This window comes from Terriglobia bacterium (genome assembly GCA_035712365.1).
Lineage (GTDB): Bacteria > Acidobacteriota > Terriglobia > UBA7540 > UBA7540 > SCRD01.
In genome coordinates this window covers 42,457-61,760 of record DASTAW010000002.1, presented here as the reverse complement: position 1 = coordinate 61,760, position 19,304 = coordinate 42,457, and the positions used below count along the sequence as shown (strand labels likewise).

At 59.0% G+C, this 19,304-nt stretch carries 20 protein-coding genes; 14 read left to right on the top strand and 6 right to left on the bottom strand.

The window, feature by feature from the left end:
- Positions 1-64: 64 nt before the first annotated feature.
- From VFQ24_00645 to VFQ24_00605, 9 genes are all read left to right on the top strand, one after another.
- A complete protein-coding gene (locus VFQ24_00645) occupies positions 65-1,471 on the top strand; it encodes an MFS transporter (GenBank protein HET9176848.1) in 1,407 nt (468 codons plus the stop codon).
- On the top strand, positions 1,468-2,382 hold the full coding sequence (locus tag VFQ24_00640) for a radical SAM protein (GenBank protein HET9176847.1): 915 nt from the start codon (positions 1,468-1,470) through the stop codon (positions 2,380-2,382). The genes VFQ24_00645 and VFQ24_00640 overlap by 4 nt, the downstream gene beginning before the upstream one ends.
- Positions 2,379-3,161, top strand: coding sequence for a metallophosphoesterase family protein (locus VFQ24_00635; protein HET9176846.1), 783 nt, complete (start codon positions 2,379-2,381; stop codon positions 3,159-3,161). The genes VFQ24_00640 and VFQ24_00635 overlap by 4 nt, the downstream gene beginning before the upstream one ends.
- A gap of 431 nt (positions 3,162-3,592) precedes the next feature.
- Positions 3,593-3,961: a hypothetical protein gene (locus VFQ24_00630; GenBank protein ID HET9176845.1), complete on the top strand. Its 369-nt coding sequence runs from the start codon at positions 3,593-3,595 to the stop codon at positions 3,959-3,961.
- 208 nt (positions 3,962-4,169) lie between these two features.
- Positions 4,170-5,252 (top strand): redox-regulated ATPase YchF, encoded by a 1,083-nt coding sequence (ychF, locus tag VFQ24_00625; protein ID HET9176844.1) that lies wholly within the window; start codon positions 4,170-4,172, stop codon positions 5,250-5,252.
- A gap of 28 nt (positions 5,253-5,280) precedes the next feature.
- Positions 5,281-6,018: a ZIP family metal transporter gene (locus VFQ24_00620; GenBank protein HET9176843.1), complete on the top strand. Its 738-nt coding sequence runs from the start codon at positions 5,281-5,283 to the stop codon at positions 6,016-6,018.
- On the top strand, positions 6,018-6,377 hold the full coding sequence (locus VFQ24_00615; protein HET9176842.1) for an iron-sulfur cluster assembly scaffold protein: 360 nt from the start codon (positions 6,018-6,020) through the stop codon (positions 6,375-6,377). Before VFQ24_00620 ends, VFQ24_00615 begins: the two co-directional genes overlap by 1 nt.
- 56 nt (positions 6,378-6,433) lie before the next feature.
- Positions 6,434-7,627 carry a sorbosone dehydrogenase family protein gene (locus VFQ24_00610; protein ID HET9176841.1) on the top strand — a complete coding sequence of 398 codons (1,194 nt, stop codon included), beginning with the start codon at positions 6,434-6,436 and terminating at the stop codon, positions 7,625-7,627.
- Positions 7,628-7,912: 285 nt separating this feature from the next.
- Positions 7,913-8,143, top strand: coding sequence for a hypothetical protein (locus VFQ24_00605; GenBank protein ID HET9176840.1), 231 nt, complete (start codon positions 7,913-7,915; stop codon positions 8,141-8,143).
- 147 nt (positions 8,144-8,290) lie between these two features.
- Here VFQ24_00605 and VFQ24_00600 read toward each other — a convergent pair whose 3' ends face one another.
- Both VFQ24_00600 and VFQ24_00595 read right to left on the bottom strand, forming a co-directional pair.
- Positions 8,291-8,923, bottom strand: a complete 633-nt coding sequence (locus VFQ24_00600) for a nucleotidyltransferase family protein (GenBank protein ID HET9176839.1) — start codon at positions 8,921-8,923, stop codon at positions 8,291-8,293.
- Positions 8,920-9,744 (bottom strand): XdhC/CoxI family protein, encoded by an 825-nt coding sequence (locus VFQ24_00595; protein HET9176838.1) that lies wholly within the window; start codon positions 9,742-9,744, stop codon positions 8,920-8,922. The genes VFQ24_00600 and VFQ24_00595 overlap by 4 nt, the downstream gene beginning before the upstream one ends.
- A 273-nt stretch (positions 9,745-10,017) precedes the next feature.
- Here VFQ24_00595 and VFQ24_00590 point away from each other — a divergent pair, with 273 nt between their 5' ends.
- Complete coding sequence (locus VFQ24_00590; GenBank protein ID HET9176837.1) at positions 10,018-11,046, top strand: zinc-binding dehydrogenase; 1,029 nt, start codon at positions 10,018-10,020, stop codon at positions 11,044-11,046.
- Between the two features lie 109 nt (positions 11,047-11,155).
- Here the strand turns inward: VFQ24_00590 and VFQ24_00585 are convergent, their stop codons facing one another.
- The 4 genes from VFQ24_00585 to VFQ24_00570 all read right to left on the bottom strand — a co-directional run bounded on the left by VFQ24_00585 (position 11,156) and on the right by VFQ24_00570 (position 14,405).
- On the bottom strand, positions 11,156-11,509 hold the full coding sequence (locus VFQ24_00585; GenBank protein HET9176836.1) for a hypothetical protein: 354 nt from the start codon (positions 11,507-11,509) through the stop codon (positions 11,156-11,158).
- A gap of 236 nt (positions 11,510-11,745) precedes the next feature.
- Positions 11,746-12,036 carry a 4a-hydroxytetrahydrobiopterin dehydratase gene (locus tag VFQ24_00580; GenBank protein ID HET9176835.1) on the bottom strand — a complete coding sequence of 97 codons (291 nt, stop codon included), beginning with the start codon at positions 12,034-12,036 and terminating at the stop codon, positions 11,746-11,748.
- 247 nt (positions 12,037-12,283) lie between these two features.
- Positions 12,284-13,285, bottom strand: a complete 1,002-nt coding sequence (locus VFQ24_00575) for a VWA domain-containing protein (protein ID HET9176834.1) — start codon at positions 13,283-13,285, stop codon at positions 12,284-12,286.
- Between the two features lie 226 nt (positions 13,286-13,511).
- Entirely contained in the window at positions 13,512-14,405 is an 894-nt protein-coding gene (locus VFQ24_00570; protein HET9176833.1) for a M23 family metallopeptidase, read from the bottom strand.
- 514 nt (positions 14,406-14,919) lie between these two features.
- Between VFQ24_00570 and VFQ24_00565 the strand changes: the two genes are divergently transcribed.
- From VFQ24_00565 to VFQ24_00550, 4 genes are all read left to right on the top strand, one after another.
- Complete coding sequence (locus tag VFQ24_00565; protein ID HET9176832.1) at positions 14,920-15,399, top strand: TlpA disulfide reductase family protein; 480 nt, start codon at positions 14,920-14,922, stop codon at positions 15,397-15,399.
- 2 nt (positions 15,400-15,401) lie between these two features.
- Positions 15,402-15,557 carry a hypothetical protein gene (locus VFQ24_00560; GenBank protein ID HET9176831.1) on the top strand — a complete coding sequence of 52 codons (156 nt, stop codon included), beginning with the start codon at positions 15,402-15,404 and terminating at the stop codon, positions 15,555-15,557.
- A 221-nt stretch (positions 15,558-15,778) separates the two neighbouring features.
- Positions 15,779-16,414, top strand: coding sequence for an MBL fold metallo-hydrolase (locus VFQ24_00555; protein HET9176830.1), 636 nt, complete (start codon positions 15,779-15,781; stop codon positions 16,412-16,414).
- A gap of 66 nt (positions 16,415-16,480) precedes the next feature.
- Positions 16,481-19,225, top strand: coding sequence for a GH116 family glycosyl-hydrolase (locus tag VFQ24_00550; protein HET9176829.1), 2,745 nt, complete (start codon positions 16,481-16,483; stop codon positions 19,223-19,225).
- Positions 19,226-19,304: the final 79 nt, after the last annotated feature.

Sequence of the window (19,304 nt, the reverse complement as noted above, 5' to 3'; positions counted from 1 at the left end):
GTGTGCTATATGGCGAGATGAACTCGCCGCTACGGCCGGAGTTTTTCGTCAGCCTGCTGGAGGAATGCCAATTCGAGCTGAGCATGAAGGCAAAACGACCGCCGGCATCGGCGAGCGGCTTGACCGCATGCCCTGGACGCGTTTCCATTCGCGCGTGACGCTGGCGCTCGGCATCGGCTGGCTGCTCGACGCGTTTGAAGTGAACGTCATCGGCAACGTGCTCGGCATCTTGAAGAAGCTGTGGCAGGTGACCGACGTCCAGGCCTCGGCGCTGGTGACGGTGTGGCTAATCGGCATCATGATCGGCGCGCTGCTGTTCGGCTATCTTGCAGACCGATTCGGCCGCCGCAAGCTGTTTATCCTGACCCTGCTGCTCTACTCCGGCTTCACAGTGATCTCGGCGCTTTCGCCGGGCTATTACTTCTTCATGGTCTTCCGCTTCCTGACGGCCATCGGCGTCGGCGCGGAATATTCCGCCATCAATGCCGCCATCGGAGAAATGATTCCCGCGCGGTTTCGCGGCCGCGCCAACGCCACGGTGATGAACTTCTGGCCGGTAGGCGCAATTCTTGCCGCGCTGCTCAGCCTTTACTTCATCAACCTGCTGCCGCCGTCGATTGGATGGCGGTTTGCTTTTGGCCTCGGCGCCATCGTCGCCCTGTTTACTGTCTGGGCGCGCAGGATTCTGCCGGAGTCTCCGCGCTGGCTGCTCGAGCGTGGCCGCCGCCAGGAAGCTCTGCAAGTGATGCAGCAAATCGAGGCGCGAGCGGACCATTTTGATTTGACCGCTTCGCAGACGGAGCGCTCGGAAAGCATCTCGGCTGGATTTTTCAGCCAGGTGTGGCTGCTGATGCGCGACCACCCCGCGCGGCTGGCGCTCGGTTCGCTGCTCGACTTTTCAGAGGCCGCGGGCTATTACGGCATCTTCGCCTTCCTGCCGCTGGTGGTTTTACCGCATGTTAACATTGCAGATGAAAAGGCGCCGTGGTTTTTCCTGATCGGAAATCTGGGCGCGGTGGCGGGCGGCGCGCTGGCAGCCGTGGCGCTGGACAAGGCCGGGCGCAAGTGGACGGTGACGCTCTTCTATCTGCTGGCCGCGGTTTCCATGCTGGTGATGGGCGTGGCGACGCTCCACGGGAGCGCGGAAGGAGTGCTGGCGGCTTTCGTAGTGGTGAATTTCTGCGCGACCGGAAGCTGGGTGTCCGCCTACCCGACCTTTTCTGAAATCTTCCCGACCCGATTGCGCTCAACCGGCATCGGATTTTCCGTAGCGTTTGGCAGGATCGGCGCAGCGATCTCGCCGCTCATCCTGGTGGCGCTGGCCGAGCGGGTCTCCATCATGGACGCTTTTGCGGTGCTGGGCGGGTTTTACGTGCTGGGCGTCGCCGGCATGGTTCCGTGGATTCTGTGGGGACCAGAAGGGCGCGGCAAGGCACTGGAAATTCTGGGAGGAGAAAGCATCGAGGCATGAATTTTCCTGAAGTCACCCTCACCCACCTCGACAATCTCTGGTTCCAGGTGAGCGGAACACTTTGTAACATCGCCTGTTTACACTGCTTCAACAACAGCGGTCCCAACGTGAGGACATTCGGCTTCCTCAGTATTGAAACGATACGCGAAGAAATCGAATGCGCGGCCCATGCCGGGGTGAAAGAAATATTCTTCACCGGCGGCGAACCCTTTCTGCATCCCCGCCTGCCGGAGATGCTGGCGTTTGCGCTGAAACATGCGCCAACCACGGTGTTGACCAACGGCATGTTAATCAACGACCGAATCGCCGGCCGTCTGGCGGCCATCGAGCGATCGGCAAGGTATTCGCTCGAAATTCGCGTCAGCCTGGATGGCTACACAGAAGAGATGAATGACGCCATCCGCGGCGAGGGCGTGTTTCATAGCGCGCTCGAAGGCGTGCGACGCCTCAGCGGGCGCGGCCTGCTGCCGCTGGTCACCGTGGTACGAACCTGGAGCGACGACGAGGAGCTTCATGCCCTGGCCGCGTTTTCCGCGATTCTGCGCGCCGCCGGATACGACCGTCCGCGCATCAAGGTGCTTCCTGCCCTGCCGCTGGGCCGCGAACTCGAACGCCGCGCTGGAATCGATACGGGCTCGCTGCTCAGTGAAGAGATGCTGGATGGCTTTGACCGTGAACTGCTGATGTGCTCGAATTCTCGTGTTGTTACCGACCGCGGCATCTGGGTCTGTCCGCTGTTGGTGGAGAAGCCCGACGCCCGGCTGGGGCAAACTCTCGCCGATGCCCGGCCAAACTTTGCGCTGGGCCACAACGCCTGCGTCACCTGCTACCACTACGGAACGATCTGCGGCAATGTGAGTTCGCTGATTGAGGGCCCCGCGTCAGAAGCGGGTGCGAATAAACTTCCATGAAACGGCTTGCGCTTTTCGGCGGCATCTACAACAACTACCTGGCGCTTGAAGCGGCACTTGATGATGCCCGCCGCCGCCATGCTGACGGCCTCTACTGCCTCGGCGACCTGGGCGCGTTTGGCCCTCATCCCGACCGCGTCTATCCGCTCCTGCGCGAGAACAGCGTGCAATGCATCCAGGGGAACTATGACAATTCTCTGGCCGGCGGACTCGCTGACTGCCAGTGCGGATACACCGACCCGCGCGACAATCACTTTGCGCGCCTCAGCTATAACTACACCTTCAGGAACACGTCAGCAGACAACAAGGCCTGGCTGCGCACCCTGCCGGAGGCGCTCCGCCTTGAGATTGAAGGCAGGTCGGTCTTGTTGTGCCACGGATCGCCCCGCCGGATGAACGAATTCCTCTGGGAATCCACCAGCCCCGATGCTTTTCTCGAATACCTTCTGGCCCAGGCAAACGCCGACATCGGTTGCGTAACCCATTCGGGCATCAAATGGCACCGCGAGCTGCCGGAGAAGCGCCACTTCATCAACGTCGGAGTGCTGGGCCGGCCGGAAAATGACGGCGCCACGAACGTCTGGTACACGCTGCTGACCATCAGCGGCGCTAGTGTGAAAGTGGAATTTATTCCCGTCGAGTACGACTTTGAAAAGCTGGCCGGTGAAATGCGAGCGGAAAACCTGCCAGCAGAATTTGCCGAAACGATCACCACCGGCTGGTGGACCACTTGCCTGGAAGTTCTTCCCCACAAGGAGAGGGCCCGCGGGCGTTTCTGACGCGCAGCACGTTCTGCTTGCCGCCAGGCGTAGCCTCGGCGCGAGGCTATATTCCCCTTGACGGCTGCGCCTCAAAGTGAGATAATCGTTTGTGTAAAAGAGACGAGCGAACCGATGCTCGCGCGGGAGATAGGCGATGCCTCTCACCTGGCTGCACTCATCAACTCGGTTCATTCGCTCTTACGACGCCTTCCACGCCGCAAGGGCCAGAACAGGCTGGGCACTGTGCCCGTTTCCTCCTCAACAAACTGAAAGTGCTGGCCGCGGACAACCTTTTCGCAACAAAAGTAAATCGTATTTAAGGGCGGAATTTGAACAACCCGTTGTCCGTGTTCCACCCTGACCTTGTGCACGATATGCGGGCCCGAAATTCCGGGTTTCGGCCCGTCCGGCGCCCGGAATGTTCGAAAATTCAACAGGAGGTGACTTCAATGATTGGAATGGGATTTGGAGCGTTTCTTACACTGTTCATCATCAGTTTTATCGCGGCAATCGTAATCCATAGTGGCATTCGTTATCGCTTTCTCGGCGGTGTTGATGGATTCTTTGCCAAGTGGATCTTGGGCTGGCTGGGAGCATGGGTTGCCACGCCGGTGTTGGGCCACTGGTTTGCCGGTGTCGCCATTGGCGGCCAGTACATCATCCCCGCGTTCCTCGGCGCATTCTCAAGTGCGTTTATGATCGCTGCTGTTTGCAAAATGATGGCAAAGACCCGAACTGGCTTTGCCGAGTTTCCTGAAAGGGTGACCGCGCCAAGCGTGGCCACTTCAGAAGTTGCTCACGGAACCAGAGCAGCCTGAACCTTTCCATTTCCGTGCAAGGGCCGGCGGAACCCTCGCCACCGCCGGCTCCCTCTCTCCTCCTGCAACCCAAACCTGCTTTGTCAATGCGTACCTGCGCCGCGTGACCGCCTTCCCAACCTCTACACCGTCGGGCTGATGTGTTAGTATCGAAAGTTTGACAGTTCTGGAAATCACTACACCTCATCAGCAAAGTCGAAAGGAAGTTGTGCTCAAGACTGGGATTGTAGGCCTCAGCATGGTGGGCAAGACAACCTTGTTCAAAATCCTCACCCATGCCCAGGATAACAGGTTGGCCAGCGGCAAGCCGGAAGCTCGCCTGGGCGTCGTGAAGGTGCCCGACGCGCGCCTCGACCGCCTGACCGGGATGTTCAATCCAAAAAAAGTGGTCCACGCCAGCATCGAGTACGTAGATACACCGGCCAGCGTCATCCAGTTGGCGCGGACCGGAACGCATTCTGCCGCATTGAAGGAAATGGACGCCCTCGCGCACGTGGTGCGCGCCTTCGAGGACCCTGCTATTCCTGCCGAGAATGAAACAGTCGATCCCAAACGCGACGTCGAATCCGTCGAACTTGAACTTGTGCTTTCCGATCTGGCGATCGTTGAAAAGCGACTGGAGCGGCTGGACAAGGACATCAAGAAGCAGAAAACCACGTCTCTTGAAAAGGAACATCAGTCCCTGTTGAAGGCGAAGGAAGCCCTGGAAGCGCAAAAACCGCTGCGCGAGCTCGATCTGACGCCTGAGGAAGAACGCGCCCTGCGTGGATTCACTTTTCTCTCCCTCAAGCCCATGCTCTACGTGCTGAACCTGGGAGAACAGGACGCGCCCCGCGCCAACGCTGCCGATCAGTTTGCGCACCAGGCCGGGCTGAGGCAGCGGCCGCGCACCGCCGTCACCGCCGTGTGCGGCAAAGTCGAGGAGGAGCTTTCCGAATTGAGCGACGAGGAAGCAGGCGAATTCCTGGCCAGTTACGGGCTGAAGGCGTCGGCCATCGCGCGGCTGATTCGCTCCAGCTACCAACTGCTGGGCCTGATCTCGTTCTTTACTGTAGGCGAGGACGAGTGCCGCGCCTGGACCATTCGCGAAGGAATGACAGCGTTCGACGCCGCCGGCGAAATCCATTCAGACATTCAGCGTGGTTTCATCCGTGCTGAAGTGATTACCTATGATGAGTTGGTGGATGCCGGCGGCTTCGCCGAGGCCCGCGCGCGCGGCTCGTTGAGACTGGAAGGCAAAGAATACGTGGTCCACGACGGAGAGATCGTACACTTCCGGCATTCGGGCTGAGGCCATTTCGCATCTTCAACCAACTGCCATGCTACTTGCCATTGAGATCAGCCTTGTCCTCGCGGTGGCCGCCGGGCTCGCCAATCTGTTTGGCGCTTCCATCGTATCCGCCAGAGCGTGGAGCCGGTCTTTTCTGGCATACTTCCTTGCCCTGGGCTCCGGTTTTATGCTGGCCACTGCCATGATGGAGATGATTCCGGAAAGCCTGCGCCTGGCGCCGGTGGAAGGACCTGTCCTGATCCTGGCAGGCTATCTGGTTGTTCATATCTTCGAGCACGTGTGGCCCGGCCATTTCCATTTTGGCGAGGAAACCCATCCCGAAGAGTTTGTCCACAGCCGCGTGGCATACACGGCGCTGGGCGGCCTGCTGGTCCACACTTTTCTCGACGGCGTCGCCATTGCTTCCGGCTTCATGGTTTCAACCTGGCTGGGAATGGTGATTTTCGGCGCCACCATCCTGCACAACATACCCGAAGGTTTTACGATTGCCTCGGTGATGGTGACGGCGGGCAAGGGCCGCGGTTCGGGCATGAAAGCGGCGGGGGCTCTCGGCATCTCAAGAATTCTGGGCGTTCTGGCCATGGGCTTTGCGTACCGCTGGGCAGCTCTTGGGCTGGCGCTTTCCGCAGGGGCAACGCTTTACGTAGCGGCCTCTGACCTGATTCCCGAGGTAAATAAGAAGCCGGACATCCGGATCGCGCTGACGGTGGGCACGGGCGTGGTCATGGTCATATTGCTCAAATTATTTGTTGTACCAGGAGCCTGATGTATTCGCGCCAGGTCCTTGACCATTTCCAGAATCCACGCAACGTGGGCGAGATTGACAAGCCAACTGCCGTGGTCACGGCCGCGAATCCCGTCTGCGGCGACGCCATGAAGCTGTGGATTCTGGTTCGTGATGGAATAGTGTTCGAGGCGAGATTTAAGGTCCAAGGCTGCGTTCCGGCGGTGGCCTGTGGCTCCTGGCTTACCGAGGCCATCAAAGGAATGCCCCTCCCGGACATTGCGGCCATCAACGCCGAACATATCGAAACGGGCCTGGGCGGCCTTCCTGCGGCCTCGCGCCACGCCAGCATGCTGGCGATCACCGCGCTGCGCGAGGCGCTCGACAAGCTGGTCTTATGAAGTGGCAGAATAGAAGTTGAAGCTTTTTTTGAACCGTGACCTGCTAAGGAGAGCGAATGAAGATCATCAACCTGCTGTTTCTCGTCTTGTTGGGTGGCTCTGTGGGCTTTGCACAGGTCAGGGGCGTGACCCATGGCCAGGAGCCGACGCTGCCCAAGCCGTTTAGCGGGCCTACCGTGGCTAATCCGCCGACTGGCAATACCTCGCCCGGCTTCACACCCAAAGCGCCGCCAGGCTTCCATGTTTCCCTGTTCGCCAAAGGGTTCAAAGAGCCGCGCTATCTGGCGGTGGCGCCCAACGGTGACGTCTTTCTCGCGGATACGAGCGGCAACACGGTTTACGTCTTGCACGATCCGGGCAACGGAAAGGCATCCGACGGCCGGTTTAGGTTCGCCAATCACTTGAATGAACCCTTCGGCATTGCTTTCCATGGCAACTACGTCTACATTGCAGACACCGATGAAGTCATCCGCTTTCCCTACGACCCGGAGACCTCGAAACCCACCGGCGGCAGCGAGCGTATCCTGGGCCTGCCGAGCGGCGGCATGCACTCAACCCGCACCGTCGTCTTCAGCCGCGACGGCAAAGAGATGTTTGTTTCCGCCGGCTCCGACTGCAATGTTTGCGTTGAGTCTGATCCTCGCCGTGCCGCCATCCAGGTGGCTGATCCCGATGGCAAAAACGCAAGAATCTACGCCAGCGGCCTCCGCAACGCCGTGGGCCTGGCCGTGAATCCCGATAACGGCGTGCTTTGGGCCGACGTCAACGAGCGCGACATGCTGGGCGACAACCTGCCGCCCGACTACTTTACTCACGTGCCTGATGGCGGATTTCTGGGATGGCCCTACAGCTACATCGGCAAAAACCTCGATCCGCGCGTGAAAAAGCAGCGGCCTGATCTGGTGGCCAAAGCCATTGTTCCCGACGTTCTCGTGGGTCCGCACACGGCGCCGCTGGAATCTAATTTCTATATGGGCAAGCAGTTTCCTGAAAGCTACCAACACGGAGCTTTCATTGCCTTACACGGCTCCTGGAACCGCAGCGTCCATTCGGGATACGAGGTAATATTCGTTCCTTTCAAGAACGGCGAGCCTACTGCTAACCCGGAGAACTTCCTGACCGGCTTCGATCCCAACCCGCACCAGAAGGCCGTGGAAGGACGCCCCGTCGGCGTTGCCGTGGCCAGGGATGGCTCGCTGTTGGTTTCTGACGATGTCGGCAACGTGGTCTGGCGAGTGTCCAAGGAGTAGCCCTGCTGGCCTGGGCCGGTGCAAGCTTGAATGTCGCTCAGCCCCCAGTCCGGCCATTAGGCCAGTCGAGCTGGCGTTGGGTCTGGGAATGGATATGCTCCTGCTGTCGGCTTGGTTTCCGCTCATTTTCAATAAGTTCCGTGGTTCGATCAAGCCTGTACGCTCCGTACCCTGCAAACTTGCCCCAAGGCGATTGGTCCGCGAGTTTGCCTCAGACCGGCGGTAAGACTTCTTTCGGCTTGCGCGATAGGTTATAATTGCGTCAACGGGGCGCCAGGTTAGCACATGCGCGCAATTTCGATCGCCTTATTGATCGTTGCCAGCCTTTCTGGTGCGGGCTATATCCTGCAGGGTATGGTGCCCGCCTCATCTGTCTTTACGATCGATTGGCAATCTCACCAATACCTGATTCCTTACAATGTCGCCGTGTTCTGGGCGTGCGTGGCAATCGGCGTGATCGCCGGCTTCATTCAGGCGATCCGATTAATGATTCGAGACATGGACCGGTTGCGCTAGGCACGAAGCCTCGGCGACTTAGGGTTACGCCAGAGGCATGCGTGGGATGGTGTTCTCTGAAATGCAACGGAAAGGGCGAAGTGGCGGAGAAAACTTCTGCGTTCCATCTGCGCTCTTGGCCGCTTCCGGACGGCCCGAGCCCATCCCCTACTCTTGCGTAGCCAACTTGCGGTAGCTTTCTGGGTCGTCCACGTCGATAAGGATGCCAGGGTCCGCGACTTCCACGAACATCGTCTGGTCGCGGTTCTGGTGGATGACCGTGTCGGCGCCCTCATCGGGCCCAAGAGCCAGCACCTGGCTGAACAATTCCCTGCCCAACAGCACCGGATGGCCATGCGTGCCATTGATCTGCGGAATGACAATGGATCTGCGGGTAGACTTAAAGCTATGGATTAGCTTCCTTATCGTATCCGGTGATGCTACTGGATGATCTATGAGGCAAAGGACCACGCCTTCCGGCTCGTTTCCTGCCAGCGCGAGCAACCCCGCCTGCAGCGATGAGGTTTGACCGCGGCGATAATCATGGTTGAGGACCACTTCAACCGCCGCAAGATCCGTACGCTGTTGGATTTGTTCCGCGTGGTGGCCCAGAACCACGATGACACGGCTTATGCTGGCGTCCTTCAGCGCCGAGATAAGATTTTCAAGAAACGTCCGGCCGCGATACATCAGCAGCGCTTTATCAGCGCCCATGCGCGAAGATTCGCCTGCGGCGAGCACAATGCCTGCGATAGCCCGCGATGAGGGAGCTTCCGAGTGGGGTCCCGGCGGAACGCTCATGAGGTGTGCTGCACCCTGGGCTTCCAGGTGAGCGAAGCGGCGGAAGGAGACACGTTTCTGCGCACAGCAATCATTTCCGCCACGATGGAGACGGCAATCTCTTCGGGCGTGAGGGCGCCGATATCAAGGCCCACGGGCGAGTGCACCTGCTCGAGGCGCTCGGCGGCAACGCCCTCGCTGCCGAGAATTTTGAAGAACTCGGCCAGCTTCCGCTTGCTGCCCACCATGCCGATGTAGCGCGCCTGCGTCGAGACGGCCCAGCGCAGACAGTCAAGATCGCCCTTGTGGCCGCGAGTGGCGATCACGACATAAGAGAGGCCGTTGGGCGAGATCTGAGGGAAAATTTCTTCCCACGGCCCGGCGTGAGTGGCGACGGCGGAGGGAAAGCGCTCCTGGTTGGCGAACGCTTCGCGGTCATCGCAGACCACGATGTCAAATCCAGCCAGTGCAGCCACTTTCGATACGCTGAGCGAAACGTGGCCACCGCCGAAAAGATAGAGCGTGGGCGTGGCTAAAATCGGCTCAACGAAGATATCGAGCGAGCCGCCGCAGACCAAGCCCGTGTCAAATTCCGGATTGGCATTCAGGTTGAAGTGCAGGCGGCGCGGTTTTTCTTCCCGCATCACGTCCTGGGCAACGGACCACACCTCAGCCTCAACGCAGCCGCCGCCGACCGTGCCCACAATCGAGCCGTCGTCGCGAATCAGGATTTTTGAACATTCGTAGCTGGGAATCGATCCCTGCACCTGAATGATGGTGGCAAGTGCTCCCTTGCGGCCTTCTTTCCGCAGCTTGACAATTTCATTGAACACGTCGCCCATAAAATTATTTTCAGGTTAAACTCCGTGACGGGCAATGTCAATGCGGGCGCCTCCACGCATGGACCCATTCCAGAAGCAAAGGCTCATCACGCAAAGGCGCGAAGGCGCAAAGCTTGCAGGCAAAATGCGCATTCCCAGCCTTTCGAGCCTTAGCGGCTTTGCGTCTTTGCGAGAGAATGCTTTTTCTCGTGTGGAGAACGTGAGTTCAGACGCAGCCGCTATCTGGGCACGTTCTGATACCATACCAGTGACCCCGCGAGCCGGAGGCAAACCATGAAAGCAGTCCGATTCCATGAGCACGGCGGCCTGGAAGTTTTGAAATATGAAGACGCGCCTGATCCGGTAATCCAGCCGACGGAGGTCCTGGTGAAGGTGAAAGCCTGCGCGCTGAACCATCTTGACCTCTGGATGCGCAGCGGCGTGCGCGTCTGGAAATTGCCCATGCCGCACATTGTAGGCAGCGACATCTCTGGCGAGGTGGCGCAGGTTGGCGCGCTAGTGACGAATGCAAAGCCGGGCGACCGGGTCCTGCTGGCTCCGGGGATTAGTTGCGGGCAGTGCGAGACCTGCTGGAAAGGCCTGGACAGCGCCTGCCGCAGCTTCACTATTTTCGGCGTGATGGCGGACGGCGGCTATGCCGAATATGTGAAGTCGCCAGCGATGAACGTGGTTCCAATTCCCGGCGATCTGAATTTTGAAGAAGCCGCTTCCGTACCGCTGGTTTTTCTGACGGCCTGGCACATGCTCATCAGCCGGGCCGTGCTGCGGCCTGGCGAAGACGTCCTGGTGGTCGGAGCGGGATCGGGAGTGGGCATCGCTGCTATCCAGGTGGCAAAGCTTGTGGGATGCCGCGTGATCGCTACAGCGGGCAGCGACGAAAAGCTTACCAAAGCGCGCGAGCTTGGCGCCGACGAAGGCATCAATCACACGCAGCAGTCCGTTGCCGAAGAAGTGGCGCGGCTGACCGGCAAGCGCGGCGTGGACGTGATTGTGGAGCACGTGGGCCATGCCGTGTGGGAGGGCTGCTTCAACTCACTGGCCACCTATGGGCGCCTCGTCACTTGCGGCGCGACCACCGGCCCTGAAGTCAAGCTGAACATCCAGGCACTGTTCGGGCGGCAGCGGAGCATCCTGGGCTCCTACATGGGCGGCAAAGGGGAATTGATGGACGTTCTCAAGCTGATCGGCCAGCGCAAGCTGAAGCCCGTGATCGATTCCGTCTTTCCGCTGGCAGAAGTCCGCCAAGCGCAGCGGAAAATGGAGGGTCGCGACTTTTTTGGAAAAATCCTGCTGCGGCCGTGAAGCGCCCGAAAAGAGCAAAAGCATCTCACGCAAAGGCGCGAAGGGGAACCAACAGCAGATGCTTCTCCCGCTTTGCGGGATCAGCATGATAACTGCCCCTGTTCCACAATTATCCACGCCGCAGGTAGGCGGAAAGCAGGATGACCATCAGGGCGAGGACCAAGGCAATGGAAAGCCAGATGCTGCTGTGTTTACGGAACCAGTTAAAGATACTGAGCGGGATGGTGAGGAATAGAACGACGATAAAGACGACGAGTGAAAGAGCAATTTTTATGGTGAGAAACTTCCAGTACGTCCCCTGCGGCGCCAGCCACACCAGCTTGACGTTGTAGAGTCCTGAAGCCAGCAGCAGGAAGATCACCGACCACCACACCCAGTTAAATCTTCCCAACACGGCTTTCTGGAGTCCGGCCTGCTGCTCGCTATTCAGGGTGCCGGCAGACGGAAAAAGAACGAACAGCATGAAAGCGATTCCTCCCACGCCGATTACTGCTGAGCTTAGGTGGACCCATTGTACGAACGTGGCCAATCATCTTTCCTTCGTGAACAACTCTGTTTCCGCTTGCACACCGAGCGCCCGCCGTCACTTGCTGGAGCGTCAGAACCAATCAAAAGAAGGGATCAGGATGCCTGGGTGTCCCGGTCCGGCCTCGGCGGGATGGGCCGCTCCCGGCCTTGCAGTCGAGGCAACGGCGCGCCCTATGCGCCGGTTTCCGCCAGCTCGTCGATCTGCCGCGCGAGATCGAAATCTTTCTGCGTAACGCCTCCTTCGCTATGCGTGGAAAGCGAGATGCTCACCACGTTGTAGTTGATGGTGATGTCGGGGTGATGCCCCGCTTTTTCCGCCACCTCGGCGATCTTGTTCACCAGGCCGATTGCGGGCACGAACGATTTAAGCGAGTACCGCTTCTGGATCGACTTCCCCACGTGCGACCAGCCTCGTATGTCTCTGAGTTTTTCCTGGATTTCATTTTTGCTGAGTGCCGCCATTGCGCCTCCCTCCCCTCGCTGCCTTCGCAGTTGAGTATAAAAAGGCGGACAAGACAAGTCAACGGACGATCGTGATAGGAGGCAGAGGCTTTTGAAACCGCCACCCTTCGGAGGCGCGTGGTGGAGAATTAGTAATTGATAGGAGATAGAGGGTCTCTGAAAGTGCACCTGCCCCACGGAAATGAGGATCTTGGCGGGTTGCACCCCTTCTTCTTGACTCCGCCGCCTCCCCGGTCTGCCACTCTTGTCAATCACTGGTTGAGTCGATGGAGGAAATTCGGCTGGGTTCGAGAGGAGCAAAGTATCCAGACTGACTGCGCAGGGCAACATTCGGGCTGTTCTTCAGCGAAATCCTCAAGGGATGCATCCTGCCATCCTTGCCCTGAGGGGCAAAACCGACCAGAAAACTGCTTGAAAGGTCCTGGTCCAACTCCGTGAACACAGCGTCCACCTCTGATTCTCCGCCCGGAAAGAACGCCTTGCCTCCCGTCTGGTCAGGCACATCGCCTAGCAATTTCCTGCCCGCCGGCGCTGCCCGGGATGAGAAAGCAACGACATAAACACGAACTCCACTCATCTGCAAGTATTTCAAGCATTCTCGTTCGTTCGCGCGCGAGGCGTTGTCAGATCCGTCCGTGATTAGAACTACCACCCTGGCGGCTGAGCTTCCGATGGGGCTGAGCGAATCGAATTTCTCGGCCGCGCTGATCAGAGCGTCCCAGACTGCCGAACCTCCGACCGGCCGCAATTGCTTCAGCGTCTGCTTGAGCTGAGAAACATCGTCGGTGAATCCCGTCGAGACGATGACCTGATCGTTAAATGCCAGTAGGAATGCGTTGCCCCCGCACCTTCTCAACGCCGCCGTTGTCCAAGCCAGTGCACTGGCCGCAAGAAAAGGTTCGAGAGCCGAGTGGCGGGCTGAGCCGCTCTCGTCTAACAGAATACCTACTTCAAGCGGTGGGGCCTCCCGGACCAGCGCGGTGACCTGCTCAGTGTTGTGTTTGCCCTGCTGAATTTCGATGTCGGATGGCGTAAGTCTGCCCACTGCCAGAGAAGGGGGAGGCGTGACCAGCACTTGCGTCAGGACCTGGTCGCTTTGCGCGTGAAGAGCAGCGGACGCAAGGCAACAAAGAACGATGGCCAGTTGCAGGTTCGCAAGTCTTCCTCGCGTGGTAAGCGTACTCCGGGGGCAATGTATGGTAGACCTTTCGGGGCCTCTAACGATCCGTGCTGAAGACTGGTCTACCATTAATGACCTTCATTTTACGCTGATGGCGCCCATGTAGTGTCTGGGAACCAGGTATGAACCGGATTTGACCTTTTATCCCTCCAACGACCGAAAGTATACAACCCTTGGGTGGAAGCGATCACATTTTTATCCTTGCGGCGGCGAGCGGGATGGCTGGGCATATTGCCTGCACGCGCCACGGCGGGCAGCGCATAAATTTGAACCGCAGAGTTCGCGCTTTGGGTGGTCAACGAAAAGCGAGGAGCCTGGCTGGAAGGAACCTGGAAGGATTCACGGGGGCCCCGTGAAACCGGACTTCGTAATGCAGGTGCGGGCCGGTGGTCCGACCGCTCATGCCGACGGCCCCGATCACTTCTCCCCGCTTGACTTCTTCTCCCACAACCACAAATAGCCTGCTCATGTGAGCATAGCGGGTGGTGATTCCGTTGCCGTGGTCAAGCAAAATACTCCGTCCGTAACCGGCGTCGCGTTGGGCTTCGATCACCATGCCGTCACCGGTTGCTTTAACGTCCGTACCGTATCGAGCGCCGATATCCACGCCTGGATGGAATGCGCCCTCTCCGCTGATGGGGTCCAAACGCTTCCCAAATCTCCCGGTAATGTACCCGCGTACCGGCCAGACGGCAGGAATCGCCGCACCGACCTCCGCCATGTTGGGAAACAGGCTTCGACCCAGCAGGCCATGGCCTGTGCCGTAGCTGACCGTTTTGATTGCATTGGACGACGTGCGGTAGCCAGTGTCAACGGTGGAGTTGCTCAGGCTGGCAAAAGTCAAGAGGGCAGGAGTGACTCGTAATCTACGGCGGTTGCCGGAGCCGTACGTCACGGCAACTTCCGCCGCGAGTGATTGCAAAGAGTTCAGCTTGGCATTGGCGCGACTGACCCTGTCCTCAAGGCTCTGGTATTGCTTCTTCAGGACCTCACGCTCGTTGCGTACCGTATTGTATTTCTCAACTTTGACGAGCATCCAAGCGTAGCTGGTTGCCAGTCCAACCACCATGAGAAGCCCAAAGATGCTGAGAGCAGCGACCAAAGGGACGACATAAAGCGGAAGCTGTAGTTTGTGGATCTTGCCGTGTGCTCCAGGTGTGATGAGGACTGTGTAGAACTTGCGGTTCATTATGGTCGTTCTGTGGATGCCTTGCTTCCAAGGCACCATCGCCGGCTGGTCGTCCCCGAACCAGCCTTTGACGCGGTTACCATAGAGCTACTTAGAACTCCAGTCAACGAACGGAAGTTCTAGAACTCCTGGATGGTCGGCAATGACATTGATATTCCGAGCCTTTCGGCGGTCGGCAAGGCTGAGTGGGGTCAGACCGAGCGGCGCGAGAACGGCTTGGGTGGTTGCGCCTCGACAGTCACAACGAGGGCAGGTACAAATCCTGAGGAAGCCTTTCGCTTCGCAAGATCGCATCAGACTGTACAAGGCAAGCATGGGCTCCACCCGCGTGGAACTTTCGTTCCATTGACCCTGTAATATCCTCCACGTTAGCATGCGCGTGCCTACAGCCTGCCTCCGGAGGCAATGACGCAAGAAGGTTGATGTTGAATGAGACCGACAGGTATGTCCTCACTACCGGCGAGGCATCTGTTATTCGAAACGTGTTTTCTCTCGTTCCCTAAAGGAGTAGACCATGAACAGTGCCAGCGAGGAACTATCGAAAGCTTCGCGTAAGAACAAGGGCCGGAGTTATCCAGCGAGCGAGCTTGAATCAGTACGTCCCTCCAAGGGCCGGAGCGCGCATATTGGCCGATTGAACATTTTGGCCTTACTCGCTGCCTTTGCAGTTTTTGTTGCCGCTGGCCCGCGCCCCGTGGTGGCTGCTTCCCGGGCAGACACTGCGCCAAAAGCTCCCGATTTTTCGATTATGGCCAATGATGGCCAGACTTACACTCCGGATTATTTGAAGGGTAATGTCGTTTTGCTGTTCTTTTGGGCAACGTGGTGCCCCTACTGCCGGGCTGCCATGCCGCACATGAACGATCTTGCCAGTGAGTATGCCAACGCCTCTTTCACCATAATCGGTATCTGTGGCGGCAAGGACTCGGACGCCTGGCGCAACTACATCGAAGAGCATCACATGGATGGCCGCAGTACCTGGACAGCAATTTGACAATGGCGCGTCTGTTCGAAGCCCACGGCGTCCCTAATTTCTTCCTGATTGACAAGAATGGATATATTGCGTATCACTGGATAGGCTGGGACGATTCAATGTCGGGCAAGGTAGAAAAACTGATCGATAGAGCCTTGGCCGAGCCTGGCCGGCCGTAAGCGGCGCGGTCTTGTCCCTGAAGGGTCGGCGGACGTCTGCAAGCTTTATTCCTGCGGCTACATCCAACTAGCTTCGACTGTGCAACTCGTGCGCCGGGTGTTGCCGTCGCCTGGCTACCAGGCATTCAATCCGGCGACATGTCGTCGCCTATCTGCCAGAACCGATTGGCACCCACAATCCCCGAGCGGCCCCTCGCCAAGCTGCTAGAATGGTGTTGACCATGTTCCATGAAATTCTTCCGGTTGGCATGCTGGAGTGCAACTGTTCAGTGGTGGCTGACGATGCGACCAAAGAAGCCATCATCATCGATCCCGGCGACGAGATCGAGCGCGTGCAGAAGGTCCTCACGCGGCACGATCTGAAGGTGCGATACATCATCGCCACGCACGCGCACATTGACCACGTGGGCGGGCTGAAGAAATTGCACGAAAGCACGGGCGCTCCCGTGCTGATGCATGAAGCCGACCTGCCGCTCTATCAAAACCTGGCCGCTCAGGCCGCCTGGCTGGGCGTGGCGGCGCCAGGCATGGTGGAGGTTGATCAGTTTCTCAAGGAAGGCGACCGCCTGCGCTGGGGCTCGCTCTCGGTTGAAGTTCTCCACACGCCAGGCCATTCACCGGGAAGTCTTTCGCTGCACCTTCCGGGCGAAACCGCGCGCCTGTTTGCCGGCGACACGCTGTTCCAGGGCAGCGTCGGGCGCTCGGACCTGTGGGGCGGCTCCCATCAGCAACTCATTCGCTCCATCCAAGAAAAGCTTCTGCCGTTCCCGGACGAAACTCCCGTCTTCCCCGGCCACGGCCTCAGCACCACCATCGGTCGCGAACGCGAATTGAATCCCTTCCTCCAGGATTTATAGGCGCGGTTTTGCATCCGGCGCCCGGCGCAGGTATGATTTTCTCCCGAAAAGGAGGGCGCACAGACCATGCCGAGGTCACCCAGAAAACAGAGAAACGGAAAAGGACGCCGCAAGTTTCTGAAGACCATGACGCTGGGAGTTAGCACGCTTGCCCTTCCAGCAAATTCAGCAGCGTCCTCGGGATCAGCCGCGCCACCGGTCGTTCCGCTGGAAGAATCCAACGGCGAGGCCATCCGCTACCCACGCATCTATCGCGGGCGCCAGCGAGAGATGATCGGGTTTCCGCTGGGCGGAGTCGCGGCGGGATGCATCAAGCTCGGCGGACGCGGGCAACTGGAGGAGTGGTGGATATTCAACCGCCCGGACAAGGGCCGCTCGCCGGACTACGCTTTCCCGGCCATTCGCGTTGCGGCGGCCGGCAAGAAGCCTGTTGCCAGGGTTCTCGAAGCGCGCATCATGCCGCCGTATTCGCGCGGCCCCAGCGACCTTGGTTCAGAAAACGTACCTGGCCTGCCCCGCCTTGATACCTGCACTTTTACGGGCGAGTACCCGATGGCCCGAATCAACTTTGAGGATGCGGATTTGCCGGTGCGGGTCGAGCTCGAAGCCTTTACGCCTTTCATTCCTCTGGACGCGGACGAATCCGGCCTGCCGCTGGCGGTGCTGCGCTACCGGGTGACGAATCCGGGCGCGTCAGACGCAAAGGTCTCGATCGCCTGGTCGATTGAAAATCCAGTCGGCATGGAGCGCGACGGCAGCGGCCAGGCGAGCTTCGGCCACGGTAGGCAGAACGATTATCGTGAAGGCAGCGGCGTCAAGGGTCTGCTGATGAAGAACCCGTTCCTCGGCGCCTCGAACTCGCAAGCCGGAACGTTTGCACTCTCGGTGTTGAACCGAGACTCGGAAAGTCTCAGCTATCTCCGCGGCTGGCCCAGCGCTCGCTGGTGGGGTAGCCCGCTGCACTTCTGGGACGACTTTACAGACGATGGCCGGCTCGGCCCCCAGACGGCATCTCCAGGCCCGGTGGGAGCGCTGTGCATGGAAAAAGACGTTTCCGCGAACGCAAGCGCGGAATTTACTTTCCTGCTCACCTGGCATTTCCCCAACCGCACCCCCAAACGCTGCGGCTGGTCGGCGCCCAAAGGCCATGAAAATGACCTCATCGGGAATTACTACTGCACCCGGTTTAAAGATGCCTGGGCGGTGGCAGAATACGCGGCCGCGAATCTTGGCCGCCTTGAAGAACGAATGCACAAATTTCTTGACGCGGTTCGGAACACGACGCTGCCAGGGGCGGTGAAAGATGCGGCGTTGGCCAATCTGTCCACTCTGACAACACCGACCGCTTTCCGGACCAGCGATGGCGCGTTCCACGGATTTGAAGGCTGCGTGGACGACGCGGGATGCTGCTTCGGCAGTTGTACACACGTCTACGCCTATGAGCTCGCCACGGCGCACGTCTTCCCCGCCCTGTCCCGTTCGTTGCGCGAACAGCAATTCGGCTATTCCACCGATGCCCAGGGCCTGATGGACTTCCGCGAACTGCTTCCTTTTGGCATTGAGCATTTCGGCACCGCAGCCGCTGACGGGCAGATGGCCTGCGTGGTGAAGGCATACCTCGACTGGCGGCTCTCCGGCGACACGGAATGGCTGCGACGCCAGTGGCCCGGAGTGAAGCGCGCGTTGGAATTCGCTTGGATCAAAGGCGGATGGGACTCCAACCGCGACGGCGTAATGGAAGGTGTGCAGCATAACACCTACGACATTGAATTTATCGGCCCCAACCCGTTCTGCGGAATGTGGTATCTGGCGGCGCTGCGCGCCGGAGAAGAGATGGCGCGCGCGATGGGCGACACTTCCGCCGCGGAATACCAGCGCATCTTTCGCCAGGGCAGCAAATGGGTAGACGCCAATCTCTTTAACGGGGAATTTTACGCTCAGAAGGTTGGCTCCATCGCCAAAGCTGATATCGCGAAAGGATTGCAGGCCGGCATGGGTGCAGTAGACACGGAGCATCCGACCTATCAGGTGGGCGCAGGCTGCCTGAGCGATCAGTTGATGGGCCAGTACTTTGCGCTGATTGCCGGACTGGGGCTGCTGGTGAATCGCAGTAACGCCGAGAACACGCTGCGATCAATCTGGAAATACAACTACAAGCAGAACCTCGGTGACCACGCCAGTGTGCAGCGGGCCTATGCTCTGAACGACGAGGCAGGGCTCGTGATGTGCGCGTACCCGCACGGCGAGCGCCCACAGGTTCCGTTTCCCTATTTTGCGGAGGTCTGGAGCGGCTCAGAATATGCGGCTGCCGCTTTGATGATCAGCCTTGGAATGGTGGATGAGGGCATCCAGATTGTGGAGAACACCCGGCGGCGTTTTGACGGCGAAAAGCGCAATCCCTGGAACGAGGCGGAGTGCGGCTATCATTATGCCCGGCCCTTGTCGAGCTGGTCGCCTCTCGTGGCCCTTAGCGGATTCCGTTATGACGGAGTCGAAAAGGCGGTGTCCGCCAGGCCGCTGGTGAACCAGGGCAACTTTTCTTCATTCTGGTCAGCAGGGACGGCGTGGGGGAATTTCTCGCTGCACACGCGAGGCGGGAGAACCCGATTCAGCCTTTCTGTTGCCGAAGGCAGTTTGGCATGCCGGAAAGTAAGCATCCGGGCTCAAAACGCGCCCAGCGGTGGGTCCACGGGTAAAATCCGCAACAAACCGCTACCTTACAAGGTCCAGCAGGAGGGTGACGATGTTAGTTTCGTCTTTACGCCGGACGTCACTCTGACTGCCGGCGACCAGTTGGCCCTGACGCTGTGAGTACATGAAGAAAAAGGCCGTCCTCTGGCGGCGAAACCTCTCTGCCAATTGCCAATTTACGCTATTCGGCCAATAATGA

What these genes read in the sequence shown, in the direction of transcription:
- VFQ24_00615 (HET9176842.1), top strand. Translation starts at nt 6,018, where the DNA reads ATGTATTCGCGCCAGGTCCTTGACCATTTCCAGAATCCACGCAACGTG.
- VFQ24_00595 (HET9176838.1), bottom strand. Translation starts at nt 9,744, where the DNA reads ATGGGCGACGTGTTCAATGAAATTGTCAAGCTGCGGAAAGAAGGCCGC.
- VFQ24_00585 (HET9176836.1), bottom strand. Translation starts at nt 11,509, where the DNA reads ATGCTGTTCGTTCTTTTTCCGTCTGCCGGCACCCTGAATAGCGAGCAG.
- VFQ24_00635 (HET9176846.1), top strand. Translation starts at nt 2,379, where the DNA reads ATGAAACGGCTTGCGCTTTTCGGCGGCATCTACAACAACTACCTGGCG.
- VFQ24_00600 (HET9176839.1), bottom strand. Translation starts at nt 8,923, where the DNA reads ATGAGCGTTCCGCCGGGACCCCACTCGGAAGCTCCCTCATCGCGGGCT.
- VFQ24_00645 (HET9176848.1), top strand. Translation starts at nt 65, where the DNA reads ATGCCAATTCGAGCTGAGCATGAAGGCAAAACGACCGCCGGCATCGGC.
- VFQ24_00620 (HET9176843.1), top strand. Translation starts at nt 5,281, where the DNA reads ATGCTACTTGCCATTGAGATCAGCCTTGTCCTCGCGGTGGCCGCCGGG.
- VFQ24_00575 (HET9176834.1), bottom strand. Translation starts at nt 13,285, where the DNA reads ATGGTAGACCAGTCTTCAGCACGGATCGTTAGAGGCCCCGAAAGGTCT.
- VFQ24_00605 (HET9176840.1), top strand. Translation starts at nt 7,913, where the DNA reads ATGCGCGCAATTTCGATCGCCTTATTGATCGTTGCCAGCCTTTCTGGT.
- VFQ24_00630 (HET9176845.1), top strand. Translation starts at nt 3,593, where the DNA reads ATGATTGGAATGGGATTTGGAGCGTTTCTTACACTGTTCATCATCAGT.
- VFQ24_00640 (HET9176847.1), top strand. Translation starts at nt 1,468, where the DNA reads ATGAATTTTCCTGAAGTCACCCTCACCCACCTCGACAATCTCTGGTTC.
- VFQ24_00555 (HET9176830.1), top strand. Translation starts at nt 15,779, where the DNA reads ATGTTCCATGAAATTCTTCCGGTTGGCATGCTGGAGTGCAACTGTTCA.
- VFQ24_00570 (HET9176833.1), bottom strand. Translation starts at nt 14,405, where the DNA reads ATGAACCGCAAGTTCTACACAGTCCTCATCACACCTGGAGCACACGGC.
- VFQ24_00590 (HET9176837.1), top strand. Translation starts at nt 10,018, where the DNA reads ATGAAAGCAGTCCGATTCCATGAGCACGGCGGCCTGGAAGTTTTGAAA.
- VFQ24_00565 (HET9176832.1), top strand. Translation starts at nt 14,920, where the DNA reads ATGAACAGTGCCAGCGAGGAACTATCGAAAGCTTCGCGTAAGAACAAG.
- VFQ24_00560 (HET9176831.1), top strand. Translation starts at nt 15,402, where the DNA reads ATGGCGCGTCTGTTCGAAGCCCACGGCGTCCCTAATTTCTTCCTGATT.
- VFQ24_00610 (HET9176841.1), top strand. Translation starts at nt 6,434, where the DNA reads ATGAAGATCATCAACCTGCTGTTTCTCGTCTTGTTGGGTGGCTCTGTG.
- VFQ24_00580 (HET9176835.1), bottom strand. Translation starts at nt 12,036, where the DNA reads ATGGCGGCACTCAGCAAAAATGAAATCCAGGAAAAACTCAGAGACATA.
- VFQ24_00550 (HET9176829.1), top strand. Translation starts at nt 16,481, where the DNA reads ATGCCGAGGTCACCCAGAAAACAGAGAAACGGAAAAGGACGCCGCAAG.